General features: G+C 69.5%; 12 protein-coding genes. 1 reads left to right on the top strand and 11 read right to left on the bottom strand.

Features of this window, described 5'->3' with window-relative positions:
- Nucleotides 1-347: 347 nt before the first annotated feature.
- From pyrF to pyrR, 7 genes are read right to left on the bottom strand one after another with little or no spacing between them, the layout of a single operon-like run.
- Nucleotides 348-1,211 carry an orotidine-5'-phosphate decarboxylase gene (gene pyrF, locus AC6CHY_RS12845; RefSeq protein ID WP_217387921.1) on the bottom strand — a complete coding sequence of 288 codons (864 nt, stop codon included), beginning with the start codon at nucleotides 1,209-1,211 and terminating at the stop codon, nucleotides 348-350.
- The gene (carB, locus tag AC6CHY_RS12840; RefSeq protein WP_217387920.1) at nucleotides 1,204-4,554 is read right to left on the bottom strand and encodes a carbamoyl-phosphate synthase large subunit; all 3,351 of its coding nucleotides are present in this window, start codon (nucleotides 4,552-4,554) and stop codon (nucleotides 1,204-1,206) included. The genes pyrF and carB overlap by 8 nt, the downstream gene beginning before the upstream one ends.
- Nucleotides 4,554-5,747: a glutamine-hydrolyzing carbamoyl-phosphate synthase small subunit gene (gene carA, locus AC6CHY_RS12835; protein WP_217387919.1), complete on the bottom strand. Its 1,194-nt coding sequence runs from the start codon at nucleotides 5,745-5,747 to the stop codon at nucleotides 4,554-4,556. The genes carB and carA overlap by 1 nt, the downstream gene beginning before the upstream one ends.
- Nucleotides 5,744-6,301 (bottom strand): PH-like domain-containing protein, encoded by a 558-nt coding sequence (locus AC6CHY_RS12830; protein ID WP_498226955.1) that lies wholly within the window; start codon nucleotides 6,299-6,301, stop codon nucleotides 5,744-5,746. The genes carA and AC6CHY_RS12830 overlap by 4 nt, the downstream gene beginning before the upstream one ends.
- Nucleotides 6,301-7,635 (bottom strand): dihydroorotase, encoded by a 1,335-nt coding sequence (locus AC6CHY_RS12825; protein WP_498226954.1) that lies wholly within the window; start codon nucleotides 7,633-7,635, stop codon nucleotides 6,301-6,303. The genes AC6CHY_RS12830 and AC6CHY_RS12825 overlap by 1 nt, the downstream gene beginning before the upstream one ends.
- Before the next feature lie 31 nt (nucleotides 7,636-7,666).
- Complete coding sequence (locus AC6CHY_RS12820) at nucleotides 7,667-8,647, bottom strand: aspartate carbamoyltransferase catalytic subunit (protein ID WP_217387916.1); 981 nt, start codon at nucleotides 8,645-8,647, stop codon at nucleotides 7,667-7,669.
- The gene (pyrR, locus tag AC6CHY_RS12815) at nucleotides 8,644-9,234 is read right to left on the bottom strand and encodes a bifunctional pyr operon transcriptional regulator/uracil phosphoribosyltransferase PyrR (protein ID WP_217387915.1); all 591 of its coding nucleotides are present in this window, start codon (nucleotides 9,232-9,234) and stop codon (nucleotides 8,644-8,646) included. Before pyrR ends, AC6CHY_RS12820 begins: the two co-directional genes overlap by 4 nt.
- A 94-nt stretch (nucleotides 9,235-9,328) precedes the next feature.
- Here pyrR and AC6CHY_RS12810 point away from each other — a divergent pair, with 94 nt between their 5' ends.
- On the top strand, nucleotides 9,329-10,498 hold the full coding sequence (locus AC6CHY_RS12810; RefSeq protein WP_217387914.1) for a PrsW family intramembrane metalloprotease: 1,170 nt from the start codon (nucleotides 9,329-9,331) through the stop codon (nucleotides 10,496-10,498).
- A 48-nt stretch (nucleotides 10,499-10,546) separates the two neighbouring features.
- Here the strand turns inward: AC6CHY_RS12810 and AC6CHY_RS12805 are convergent, their stop codons facing one another.
- The 4 genes from AC6CHY_RS12805 to efp form a co-directional block, all read right to left on the bottom strand.
- Nucleotides 10,547-10,699 (bottom strand): MFS transporter small subunit, encoded by a 153-nt coding sequence (locus AC6CHY_RS12805; protein ID WP_217387913.1) that lies wholly within the window; start codon nucleotides 10,697-10,699, stop codon nucleotides 10,547-10,549.
- Nucleotides 10,700-12,097: an OFA family MFS transporter gene (locus AC6CHY_RS12800; RefSeq protein WP_498226952.1), complete on the bottom strand. Its 1,398-nt coding sequence runs from the start codon at nucleotides 12,095-12,097 to the stop codon at nucleotides 10,700-10,702.
- 241 nt (nucleotides 12,098-12,338) lie between these two features.
- Entirely contained in the window at nucleotides 12,339-12,749 is a 411-nt protein-coding gene (nusB, locus tag AC6CHY_RS12795; protein ID WP_217387911.1) for a transcription antitermination factor NusB, read from the bottom strand.
- Nucleotides 12,749-13,309, bottom strand: coding sequence for an elongation factor P (gene efp, locus AC6CHY_RS12790; protein ID WP_217387910.1), 561 nt, complete (start codon nucleotides 13,307-13,309; stop codon nucleotides 12,749-12,751). The genes nusB and efp overlap by 1 nt, the downstream gene beginning before the upstream one ends.
- Nucleotides 13,310-13,431 lie beyond the last annotated feature (122 nt).

Below are 13,431 nucleotides of genomic sequence, written 5' to 3'. Positions count from 1 at the left end.
ACAAGCCCTGAACTGAAGATAACGAATGATGGGCCCCGATGCAATGGTTAATCGTGCTGTGGCTACCAGTAATGCGTGAACGAGGGGCAAATTCCGGTCATGGGGCAGGTTGCGGGGCGGCGGGTGTAAGCAAGATCATCCCGCAATCCATGTTTGGGGCGGATGCTGGCCCCACATGCGCCGATGCGTCGGGGGCCCGGCCGGGAGACGGTCCGGGCCCGCCCCGGCCGCTGCGGGGCTCCCCATGGGAGCCCGCGTGGGGACGACGAGGCCCCCGGCGCGACCCGCGTGGGTTGCGCCGGGGGCCTCGGATGGCACCGGGAAACCAGTGCCCGCCGGCCCGCCGGCTAGAGCAGCGAGTCCCGGGTCGCGGCCGCGGCGTCGCGCAGCGCCCCGGCGTCGGGGCCCGCCTTGAGCACGTCGCGGCTGGAGGTGCCGAGCACCTGCGGCCAGAACGCGCCGAAGGACGCCTTCATGTCCGCGCCCGTGGCGCCCTGGGCGCCGAGCCCCGGCGCCAGGATCGGGGCGTGGGAGGCGGCCAGGTCGATGCCCAGTTCCTCCAGTGCCGCGCCCACGGTGGCGCCGATGACCAGGCCGGTGGAGCCGAACGGGGTCGCCCCGGCGTTTTCCGCGGCGACCGCGCCGACGATGCCCCTGGCCACGGAGTCGGCGCCGCCGACATGCTGCACGGACTTGCCTTCCGGGTTGGAGGTCAATCCCAGCACGAACACGCCGCGGCCGGTGGCCGCCGCGAGGTCAAGGGCCGGGCGCAGCGACTCGTAGCCCAGGTAGGGGCTCAGCGTCACGGCGTCGGCGGCCAGCGGACTGCCCTCCCCCAGCCAGGCATCCGCGTAGGCGGCCATGGTGGAGCCGATGTCCCCGCGCTTGGCATCGGCGATCGACAGGACGTGGCCGGCCGCGCACAGCGCCAGGGTTTCCTCCAGCACCGCCAGGCCGCGCGAGCCGTGGCGCTCGTACAGCGCCACCTGCGGCTTCAGTGCCGCGACGTGCCCGGCCAGGGCCTCCACGACGGAAAGCGAAAAGCTGCGCAGCCCGTGCACGTCGTCTTCCAGCCCCCAGGCAGCCAGCAGGCCGGGGTGCGGGTCGATGCCCACGCACAGCGGGCCGTGCGCGTCCATGGCGGCGGCCAGGCGCTGCCCGAAGGGCGCACGGGCGGCCGCCGCGGCCGCCCGTGCCTCCGCGCTAGGCATTGGCGCCGTCCTTGGTCACCGCGGCGGCTGCCGCAGCGGCCTCGGCCTCGGCGACGCCGGCGGCCTGCAGGGTCTTGGCGTGCTCCTGCAACGAGGTGACGGTCCACTCGAAGTGGCGCATCGCGTCGATCGCCTGGATGGCGGCGCCGAATTCGGCGACGGTGGTGATGATCGGGGTGCCCACCGAGACGGCGGCGGCGCGGATCTCGTAGCCGTCCCCGCGTGCCTCGCCGCCCGAGGGGGTGTTCAGGATCATGGCGATCTCCCCGTCGGTGATCAAATCCACGATGTTCGACTCGCCCTCGACCGATCCCTCGCGGACCTTGCGGACCACGGTGGAGGGGATGCCGTTGCGGCGCAGCACTTCGGCGGTGCCGCCGGTGGAGACGATCTCGAACCCGATGTCGGCCAGGTGCTTGACCGGGATCACGATGGAGCGCTTGTCGCGGTTGGCCACCGAGACGAAGACCTTGCCCTTGGTCGGCAGCGGGTTGTTCGCGGCGGCCTGGGACTTGGCGAAGGCGGTGTCGAAGTACTTGTCGATGCCCATCACCTCGCCGGTGGAGCGCATTTCCGGGCCGAGCAGCGAGTCGACGACCTTGCCCTCCGGGGTGCGGAAGCGGGCGAAGGGAAGCACTGCCTCCTTCACCGAGACCGGCGCGCCCTCGGGCAGGTTGGCCCCGTCGCCGGACTCCGGCAGCATGTGGTGCACGGAGCGCAGGTGCGCGATGGACACCCCGACGCCGATCATCGCCGCGGCCTTGGCCAGCTGCACGCCGGTGGCCTTGGAGGTGAACGGCACGGTGCGGCTGGCGCGCGGGTTGGCCTCGATCACGTAGAGCACATCGGACGCCAGCGCGAACTGGATGTTGATCAGGCCGCGCACGCCCACGCCCTCGGCGATGGCGCGGGTGGCGGCGACCACGCGGTCGCGCACGTCCTGGCCCAGGGTGATCGGGGGCAGCACGCAGGCGGAGTCGCCGGAGTGGATGCCGGCCTCCTCGATGTGCTCCATGATTCCGCCGACGTAGAGGTCGGTGCCGTCGAACAGGGCGTCGACGTCGATCTCGATGGCGTCCTCGAGGAACCTGTCAACCAGCACCGGGTGGTCGGCGGTGATCTCGGTGGCGTTGGTGATGTAGCGGGCGAGGTTGGCCTCGTCGTACACGATCTCCATGCCGCGGCCGCCCAGCACGTAGCTTGGGCGGACCAGGACCGGGTAGCCGATCTCGTCGGCGATGCGCTTGGCTTCCTCGAAGGAGACGGCGGTGCCGTTCTTCGGGGCGATGAGCCCGCCGGCATCCAGCACGCGCTGGAAGGCGCCGCGGTGCTCGGCCAGGTCGATGGCCTCCGGGGAAGTGCCCAGGATCGGGACGCCGGCGTCGGCCAGTTCCTGCGCCAGCTTCAGCGGGGTCTGCCCGCCGAGCTGCACGAACACGCCGAGGACCCCGCCGGTGGATTCCTCCGCGTGGATGACCTCCAGCACGTCCTCGAGCGTCAGCGGCTCGAAGTACAGGCGGGTGGAGACGTCGTAGTCGGTGGAGACGGTTTCCGGGTTGCAGTTGACCATGACTGTCTCGTAGCCGGCGGCCCGCAGCGCCATGGTGGCGTGCACGCAGGAGTAGTCGAACTCGATGCCCTGGCCGATGCGGTTCGGGCCCGAGCCCAGGATGATGACCGAGGGCTTTTCGTGCAGCGCGACCTCGGTCTCCTCGTCGTAGGAGGAGTAGTGGTACGGGGTGAAGGCCTCGAACTCGGCGGCGCAGGTGTCAACGGTCTTGAATACCGGGCGGATGCCCAGCGCGTGGCGGATCCCGCGCACCACCGCCTCGGTCTTGTTGGTCAGCTTGGCGATCTGCGCGTCGGAGAAGCCGTGGCGCTTGGCCTCGCGCAACACGTCTTCGTTGAGGTCCGGGTTGGAGCGGATCATCGCGGCGGTCTCGTTGATCAGCACCAGCTGGTCCAGGTACCACGGGTCGATGGCGGTCTTCTCGAAGACCTGCTCGATGGATGCGCCGCCGAGCAGCGCGCGCTGCACGTTGTACAGGCGCTCGGTGGAGCCCTTGACCGAGTCCTCGAGCAGCTGCTCGATCTCGAAGTCCATCGGCTTGTTGAACGCGATCTCGGACCCCTTCTGCTCCAGGGAGCGCAGGGCCTTCTGCAGGGCCTCAGTGAAGTTGCGGCCGATGGCCATCGCCTCGCCGACGGACTTCATGGTGGTGGTCAGCGTCGCGTCGGCCGCCGGGAACTTCTCGAAGGCGAAGCGCGGGACCTTGACCACGACGTAGTCCAGGGCCGGCTCGAAGGCCGCGGGGGTCTTGAGCGTGATGTCGTTGGGGATCTCGTCCAGCGTGTAGCCCAGCGAGAGCTTGGTGGCGATCTTCGCGATGGCGAAGCCGGTGGCCTTGGAGGCCAGCGCGGAGGAGCGGGAGACGCGCGGGTTCATCTCGATGACCACGATGCGCCCGGTGTCAGGCTCGATGGCGAACTGGATGTTGCAGCCGCCGGTGTCAACGCCGACCTCGCGGATGACCGCGATGGAGATGTCGCGCAGGCGCTGGTACTCGCGGTCGGTCAGCGTCATGGCCGGGGCCACGGTGATCGAGTCGCCGGTGTGCACGCCCACGGGGTCGAAGTTCTCGATGGAGCAGATGACCACGACGTTGTCGTTCTTGTCGCGCATCATTTCCAGCTCGTACTCCTTCCAGCCCAGGATCGACTCCTCCAGGAGCACCTCGGTGGTCGGCGAGTACTGCAGGCCGGCGCCGGCGATGCGGCGCAGGTCCTCGGCGTTGTACGCCATGCCCGAGCCCAGCCCGCCCATGGTGAAGGAGGGGCGCACCACCACGGGGTAGTTCAGTTCCTCGACGGCGGCGAAGGCCTGCTCCATGGTGTGCACGATGACCGACTTGGCGGATTCGGCGCCGCAGCGCTCCACGACGCCCTTGAACTTCTCGCGGTCCTCGCCGAGTTCGATGGCCTCGATGTTCGCGCCGATCAGCTCGACGTTGTACTTTTCCAGCACGCCGGCCTTGTCCAGGGCGATGGCGGTGTTCAGGGCGGTCTGGCCGCCCAGGGTCGGCAGGATCGCGTCGGGGCGCTCCTTGGCGATGATCTTCTCCACGACCTCCGGGGTGATCGGCTCGACGTAGGTGGCGTCGGCGAACTCCGGGTCGGTCATGATGGTGGCCGGGTTGGAGTTGACCAGGATGACCCGCAGGCCCTCCTCCTTGAGCACCCGCAGCGCCTGGGTGCCGGAGTAGTCGAATTCGGCCGCCTGGCCGATGACGATCGGCCCGGAGCCGATGACCAGGACCGACTTGAGGTCTTCGCGCTTAGGCATTACTTCTCTCCCTGGGTGGATGCGGTGGCGGCGGTGTTCTTGGCCGCGCGCATGTTGGTGATGAACCTGTCGAACAGGTGGCTGGCGTCGTGCGGACCGGAGGCCGCCTCGGGGTGGTACTGCACCGAGAAGGCGGGGATGTCCAGGCAGGCCAGGCCCTCGACGACGGAGTCGTTGAGCGAGATGTGGGACACCTCGACGCGGCCGAAGCGCTCCAGCGGGGCGTTCGCGGCGCCCTCGCGGGGTGCGTCGACGGCGAAGCCGTGGTTCTGGCTGGTGATCTCCACCTTGCCGGTGGCCTTGTCCAGCACCGGCTGGTTGATGCCGCGGTGGCCGAAGCGCAGCTTGTAGGTGCCGTAGCCCAGGGCGCGGCCCAGGATCTGGTTGCCGAAGCAGATGCCGAAGTACGGGATCCGCGCGTCGAGCACCTGGCGGACCAGCTCGACCTGCGTGGCGGCGGTGGCCGGGTCGCCGGGGCCGTTGGAGATGAACACGCCGTCTGCGTCCAGGGCGGTGATCTCGGCGAAGGTGGCGTTGTGGGGCAGCACGTGCACGCGCACCCCGCGCTCGGCGAAGCGCTGCGGGGTCATCGCCTTGATGCCCAGGTCGATCGCGGCGATGGAGTATTCCACCTCGCCGGTGAAGCCGTGGTCCTTCGGCTCGACAGTGTAGGCCTCGCTGGTGGAGACCAGCGCGGAGAGGTTCTGCCCCTCCATGGACGGCTGGGCGTTCACCGCCTTCACCAGTTCCTCGACGCTTGCCGTGGCTGCCTCGCCGGAGAAGATGCCCGACTTCATGGCGCCGCGGTCGCGCAGGTGGCGGGTCAGGGCGCGGGTGTCGACCTGCTGGATGCCCACGACCTCGTAGGCCCGCAGTTCCTCGTCGAGGGACCGCTGGGCGCGCCAGTTCGACGGGCGTCGCGCGGCGTCGCGGACCACGTAGCCGGCGGCCCAGATGCGCGTCGATTCGGCGTCGTCGTCGTTGACCCCGGTGTTGCCGATGTGCGGGAAGGTCTGCACGATGATCTGGCGCGCGTAGGAGGGGTCGGTGAGGGTCTCCTGGTAGCCGGACATGCCGGTGGAGAAGACCGCCTCGCCCAGGGCGGTGCCGATCGCGCCGTAGCTACGGCCGCGGAAAACCCGTCCGTCTTCGAGCACCAAGAGGGCTTGCTCGGTTCCCTGTACTGCTGTCACTGGTTTTCCTTTGTTTCGGCGGGTGGTTGCGTGTCGTTGGTTCCGGTGCCTGCCAGCGCGGCGATGCGCGCGGCGAGGTCCGGGAGTTCTTGGTGGTAGCGGGGGCGGAATCCGGTGTCCACGGCCTGGGTGCCCAGCATCCAGCTGATCACCAGCAGGCCGTCCTTCTCCACGAACTTCCCGGCCATGCCGCTGGAGCGGGAGACGGCGGCAAGGTCCGCGGCGGGGATGAAGAGGTCGGGCGCGCCGTGCCGGGCCAGCAGCACCCCTGCGGCGTGGACGGACAGGTCCGCGTTGGTCCGGATGCCCAGGCGGTGCGCGGCGATCCGGTCAAGCCAGTCGCCGGCGGTGGTGGTGCACACGTACACTCCCTCGGCACTCTCCCCCAGCGGCGCGCCGAGTGCCGGCGCGCCGTCGGCGTCCACCGGGACCGGGACCGGTGCGGGCACCGAGGCCTGGCGGCGCAGGCGGTTGCGCCAGCCCAGCAGGATCAGCGCCACCATCAGCACGATGATCGCCAGGGTGGTGGCCACCGCTGCGGTGTACTGTCCCATCAGGCTGCCTCGGTGATGCGCGGGGTGTTCAGCTCTCCGCCCAGCACCGTGGGGTGGCCGTGGAAGAACACGGTGGTGACCTTGCCCGGCAGCTCGAGGCCCTTGAACGGGGAGTTCCGCCCCTTGGTGGCCATCGCGAAGGGGTCCACGACCCAGCGTGCCTCGGCGTCCACCAGGGTGATATTGGCCGGCTCGCCGACCGCGAGTTCGCGGCCCTGGTCTTCCACGCGGCCGATGGCGGCCGGGGCGCTGGAGGTGATGCGCGCGAAGTCGGCCCAGGTGATCAGCCCGGTCTCGATCATGGTGTGCTGCACCACCGAGAGCGCGGTTTCCAGCCCGGTCATGCCCATGGCCGCGGCGGCCCACTCGCATTCCTTGGCCTCGGAGGGGTGCGGGGCGTGGTCGGTGCCGATGACGTCGATGGTGCCGTCGGCAAGTCCGGCGCGCAGCGCCATCACGTCGGCCTCGGCGCGCAGCGGCGGGTTGACCTTGTAGACCGGGTCGTAGCTCTTGACCAGTTCGTCGGTCAGCAGCAGGTGGTGCGGGGTGACCTCGGCGGTGACGTTCACGCCGCGGGACTTGGCCCAGCGGATGATCTCGACGCTCCCGGCGGTGGAGACGTGGCAGACGTGCAGGCGGGAGCCGACGTGTTCGGCCAACAGCACGTCGCGGGCGATGATCGATTCCTCGGCCACTGCCGGCCAGCCGGCCAGGCCGAGCACCGCGGAGACCTCGCCCTCGTTCATCTGGGCGCCCTCGGTGAGGCGGGGTTCCTGGGCGTGCTGGGCGACGACGCCGTCGAACGCTTTCACGTATTCCAGCGCGCGGCGCATGATCAGCGGGTCAAAGACGCAGATGCCGTCGTCGGAGAAGACGCGGACCTGTGCACGGGAATCGGCCATCGCGCCGATCTCGCTCATCTGTTCGCCGGACAGCCCGACGGTGACCGCGCCGACCGGGCGCACGTCGACCCAGCCGGAGCGCCGCCCCAGGGACCAGACCTGCTCCACGACCCCGGCGGTGTCCGCCACGGGGTTGGAGTTGGCCATCGCGTGCACGGCGGTGAAGCCGCCCAGCGCGGCGGCGCGGGTTCCGGTTTCCACGGTCTCGGCGTCCTCGCGGCCCGGTTCGCGCAGGTGGGTGTGGATGTCGACCATGCCCGGCAGGGCGATCTGGCCGGCGGCCTCGATGAGGGTGGCGTCGGCGGCGGCTGCGTGCGTGGCGGCGTCCGCGCCGAGGGCGGCGATCTTGCCGTCCAGGACCAGGATGTCGCTGGCCTCGGTGCCCAGCGGCCTGGCGCCGCGGATGAGGTAGGCGTTGTTGGTGGTGCTCATGAGGATTGGCTCCCGTTTCTTGACAAGTTCTTTAGAGGCCGGCGGGACGCTGCTGGTCCCCCGATAGCAGTAGGTAGAGCACGGCCATGCGCACCGCGACGCCGTTGGCCACCTGGGCCAGCACGGTGGAGCGGGGCGAGTCGGCGGCGGCCGAGGAGATTTCCAGGCCGCGGTTCATCGGGCCCGGGTGCATGATGATGGTCTCGGTCCCGGGCTGCGCGTCCAGCGCCGCCAGCCGGGCGTCGTCGAATCCCCAGAGCCGCGAGTACTCGCGGGTGTTGGGGAAGAAGGAATCGTGCATCCGCTCGCCCTGCACGCGGAGCATCATCACCGCGTCGACGCCGGTGGCCAGCGTGGCATCCAGGTCGTAGCTGATGGTGCAGGGCCAGGCGGACGAGCCATGCGGCAGCAGGGTCGGCGGGGCCACCATGGTGACCTCGGCGCCCAGGGTGCGCAGCAGCCAGAGGTTGGAGCGGGCGACCCGCGAGTGCAGGATGTCCCCGACGATGGCGACCTTCATGCCGGAAAGGTCGGCCCCGAGCGAGGCCTCCCCGCGGACCCTGGACCAGTGGGCGCGCAGCGTGAACGCGTCAAGCAACGCCTGGGTGGGATGTTCGTGGGTGCCGTCCCCGGCGTTGACCACCGGCGCGTCGATCCAGTCGGTGGCGGCCAGGCGTGCCGGGGCCCCGGAGGCGCCGTGACGGATGACCACCGCGTCCGCACCGATGGCCTGCAGGGTCTGCGCGGTGTCCTTGAGCGACTCGCCCTTGGAGACCGAGGAGCCCTTGGCGGAGAAGTTGATCACGTCGGCGCTCAGCCGCTTGGCCGCGGCCTCGAAGGAGATGCGGGTGCGGGTGGAGTCCTCGAAGAAGAGGTTGACCACGGTGCGGCCGCGCAGCGCCGGAAGCTTCTTGACCTCGCGGGTGCCCACGGCCGCCATTTCCTCGGCGATGTCAAGGATCCGGATCGCGTCGGCGCGCGAGAGGTCAACGGTGGAGAGCAGGTGTTTCATGCGTGGGCCTCGATGACGACCTCGTTGTTGTTTTCCCCGTCGACCTCGGAAAGGTGCACGCGCACCTTTTCGGTGGTGGCGGTGGGAAGGTTCTTGCCGACATGGTCGGCGCGGATGGGAAGTTCGCGGTGGCCGCGGTCGACCAGGACTGCCAGGCGGACGATGCGCGGGCGGCCCAGGTCGGCAATGGCGTCGAGGGCGGCGCGAATGGTGCGCCCGGAATACAGCACGTCATCGACCAGCACCACGACCTTGCCGTCGATGCCGCCGGCCGGAAGGCGGGTGGGCACCGGGGTGCGGGTGGTGGAGTGGCGCAGGTCGTCGCGGTACATCGTCACGTCGAGCTGTCCGGTGATTGCGGCGGCGTCAAGTCCGGGTTCGGTGGCGGCGATGCGCTGCGCGAGGCGCTGGGCCAGGGGGAAGCCGCGGGAGGGGATGCCCAGGAGCACCAGGTCCGCCGTTCCCTTGTTCGCCTCGATGATTTCGTGGGCGATGCGGGTGATGACGCGGTCGATGTCTTCGCTGGAGAGGACAATCCGGGCACTGACGGGCGCTGTGGCACGGGCATGGTTCTGCTCGTTGCTCATGTGCGGCCTCCTTCCCCGCCTCACTGGACGGAATTTAAAGGTTGCTTGCTCCATCAAAATTAGCACAGGGCGTCCGCCACGTAGGATTTGAGACATGCGCGTTACCTCACAGCCCCCGCAGCCCTCCCCGAACACCGCACCGCTGGACCCGTGGACCGGTGGTGCGGCCCCGGGCCCGGCCTCCCGCACGGGCGGCATCGTGACCCTGGCACTGGTGCTCTGCACCGCGGTGCTGCTGGGGGTCGCGTGGTTCCTCTCCGGGGTCTTCGGCTCCGGCACGGTGCTGTGGCTCGGCGCCCTGGCCATGGTCCCGCTGGCGCTGTGCCTGCTGGGGCTGCGCTGGGTGGACCGTTGGGACCCGGAGCCGCGCGCGCTGCTGGCGCTGGGCCTGCTCTGGGGCGCCGGCGCCTCGGTCGCCGGGTCGCTGCTGGTCGGCGACGTGTTCATGGAGCTGTTCTTCGATCCGGCCGGCGGGCTGGAGATGGACCTCTTCGGCGCCGTCGTGCAGGCGCCGATCGTGGAGGAGCTGGCCAAGGGCGCCGGTGTGCTGCTGGTCTTCTGGATCAACCGCGCCCACTTCGACGGGCCCATCGACGGGATCGTCTACGGCGGCATCGTCGGCGCCGGCTTCGCGTTCACCGAGAACATCCTCTACTTCGGGTCCAGCTACGCCGATCCGGGGGCGCCGGGCGAACTGGCGACCGTCTTCGTGCTGCGCGGGCTCTTCTCCCCCTTCGCGCACGTGATGTTCACCGCATGGACGGGTTTTGCGCTGGGGCTGTGCGCCGCCGCGGGCAGGCGCGGGCGCTGGCCGATCTACCTCGGGCTGGGCCTGGTCCCGGCGATTGTCGGGCACTTTTTGTGGAACGGCGGGGTGGGCATCTTCTTCAACGACTTCCTGAGCTTCTACTTCCTGCTGCAGGTGCCACTGTTCATCGCCGCGGTCATCGCCGTGATCCTGCTGCAGCGCGGCGAGCGGAGGCTCGCCGAGCAGCGCCTGGCCGACTACCGGGGGGCCGGCTGGTTCACCGACGCGGAGGTGGCGATGTTCGCCACGCGGGCCGGGCGGCGCCGCGCCCGGCGCTGGGCCGCCGGCATCGGCCGCGGGCGGCAGATGAAGCAGTTCACCACGACCGCCATGAACCTTGCCGCGGTGCGTCAGCGCATCGTCGCGGGCCACGGAACCGGGGCCGATGTGGCCCGGGAGGCCGCGCTGCTGCACCAGTCGCACCGGCAGCGGGCACAGCTGCTCACCGGGCTCTAGCCGCAGGCCCGCGTCCCGGGCCCGCCCGGGGTCCGCGACGCGGTCCGGCTACTGGAAGAGCTGGCCCACGCGGGACAGGGTGGTGATGACCCCGTAGGCCAGCGGCGCGCCGACCAGCAGCCAGCCAAAGACCAGCCTGCCCACGGCCGGGTTCACCGGTACGTCCGTTGTGCCGCCCGATTCGGGCTGTTGCGCGCGCATCTAGTGTCCCTTCGGGGTGGCGGAGGCAAGTTCTTCCTCCGGCTCGTGGAATCGTGCGTCAACGGGCCTGATCATGGTGGTGGCGACGAAGCCGATGACCAGCAGCACCACCATCGTCAGCAGCACCGGCAGGTAGTTGCCCGCGACCATCGTGCCGGGCTTGCCCTGGGCGTCCAGCAGCCCGTTGACGATCAGCGGCCCGGCGATGCCGGCCGCGGACCAGGCGGTGAGCAGTCGGCCGTGGATCGCGCCGACCTGGAAGGTGCCGAACAGGTCCTTGAGGTAGGCCGGCGCGGTGGCGAAGGATCCTCCGTAGAAGCTGATGATCACCACGGCCATGGCCACGAAGAGCAGCATCGAGCCGCCGCCGAGGAAGGCCAGCACCACGTAGAACAGCGCGCCGATGCCCAGGTAGACCATGTAGATCCGCTTGCGCCCGATCACGTCCGAGGTGCTTGACCAGACAAAGCGCCCGGCCATGTTGCCGATGGAGAGCATGCCCACGAAGCCGGCGGCCACCGCGGCGTTGACCGCGGAGTTCCCGTCGGCGCCGCGGAAGAAGTCCTGGATCATCGGCGAGGCCTGCTCCAGGATGCCGATTCCGGCGGTGACATTGAGGAACAGCGCGGCCCAGAGCAGCCAGAAGCTGCGCGTCTTGATGGCGTTGGCCGCCGAGACGTGGGCGGTGGTGACCATGGCGGAGGACCTGGTCTTCGTCTCGTCCCAGCCGCGGGGCTTCCAGCCAGGTGCCGGGACGCGGATGTTGGCCACCCCGTACATCATCACCAGGAAGTAGACCACGCCCAGGGTGAGGAAGAGCTTGCCGACCGAGGTGCCCGAGGCGATCCAGTCGGCGCCGTCGGTGAGCGGGTCGAACCCGTCGAAGGCCTTGAGCAGCGCGGTGGACATCGGGGAGGCGATCAGCGCCCCGCCGCCGAAGCCCATGATCGCCATGCCCGTGGCCATGCCCGGGCGGTCCGGGAACCACTTCATCAGCGTGGAGACCGGGGAGATGTAGCCGATGCCCAGCCCGATGCCGCCGATGAAGCCGTAGCCCAGGTAGAGCAGCCACAGCTGGCCGGTGAAGATCCCGGCGGCGCCGACCAGGAATCCCGCGCCCCAGAAGGTGGCGGCGACAAACATCGACTTGCGCGGCCCGCTGCGCTCCACCCAGGTGCCCATGAAGGCCGCGGAGAGGCCCAGCATCACGATGGCGATGGAGAAGATCACCCCGATGGCGGTTTGCGAGACCTCGAAGTGCCCAATGAGCGCGGACTTGTAGACGCTGGTCGCGTAGGCCTGGCCGATGCACAGGTGCACCGCCAGCGCGGCAGGGGGGATCAGCCAGCGGTTGAAGCCCGGAGGGGCCAGGGAGCGGGAGCGGTCAAGCCAATTCAACGGTTTCTCCTCAGATCGTGGCGAACGCGAGTGATTCCGGGAACAGAACCAAGCAGCTGCCGGTTTCCGTGGCCCAAGCACACAGTGTGGCACATTTCACCCCGCACGGGGTCCGCCCACGCCGACGGTCCCCCGCCGGGGCCGCGGGCACCCGGCGCCCGGTCCGTTAACGCACCGCGGCCGGCGGGGAGCCCGGGTGATCGGGGACCCCGCCGGCCGGCGGTGAAGGGAAGCGGCGCTGCTAGGCCAGCAGCGTCGGCTTCATCTGCTGGACGCGTCCGAGCAGCCCGTTGACGAACTCCGGGGACTCGTCGGTGGACAGCTCGCGGACCAGGGCGACGGCCTCGGCCACGGCAACGCCGTCCGGGACGTCGTCGTTGTACAACAACTCCCAGGTGCCGATCCGCAGTGCGGTGCGGTCCACGGCGGGCATGCGCTCCAGGGTCCAGCCCTTGGAGTAGGAGGAGAGGATCTCGTCGATCCGGTCCAGCTCGCCCATGACGCCCTCGATGAGGGTGACGGTGTACTCGTTGATGGTGATGTCCGTGGCTTCACGGCGCAAACGCATGGCCGCCAGGGGCGAGACATCGCGTTGTTCGGCTTCAAAAAGGATGTCAAGTGCCCGGCGGCGGGCCTTGGCGCGTGCGCTCACTAGGAGACACGCCCCAGGTAATCGCCGGTGCGGGTGTCGACCTTGACCTTGGTGTTCTGCTCGACGAACAGCGGCACCTGGATCTCCACGCCGGTTTCCAGCGTGGCGGGCTTGGTGCCGGCGGAGGAGCGGTCGCCCTGCAGGCCCGGCTCGGTGTAGGTGATTTCCAGCACCACGGAGGCCGGCAGCTCGATGTACAGCGGCGAGCCCTCGTGCATGGCGATGGTGGCGTTCTGGCTTTCGAGCATGTAGCCGGCCTGGTCGCCCACGACGGTGCCCGGAACGGTGATCTGGTCGTAGTCGCTCAGGTCCATGAACACGAAGTCTTCGCCGTCCTGGTACAGGTACTGGTAGTCGCGGCGGTCAACGGTGGCGGTCTCGATCTTGGCGCCGGCGTTGTACGTCTTGTCGACGACCTTGCCGGTGAGCACGTTGCGCATCTTGGTGCGCACGAAGGCGCCGCCCTTGCCCGGCTTCACGTGCTGGAAGTCAATGATGGTCCAGAGCTGGCCCTCGATCTTGAGGACCTGTCCGTTCTTGATGTCGGTGGTTGATGCCACGATCTACTCTTCTTCCGTATGTCGCCGGGGGCCCGCGATGCGCACGAGGCGCCGGCGGACGGAGGCCGCCGCGTGGGCGGCCTCCCTCAGGCGTGTTGTCAAAAATCCAAGACTAAGTTTAG

The sequence above is a fragment of the Paeniglutamicibacter sp. GQ140 genome (genome assembly GCF_059759235.1).
This window is presented reverse-complemented; position numbering and strand designations above follow the sequence as displayed.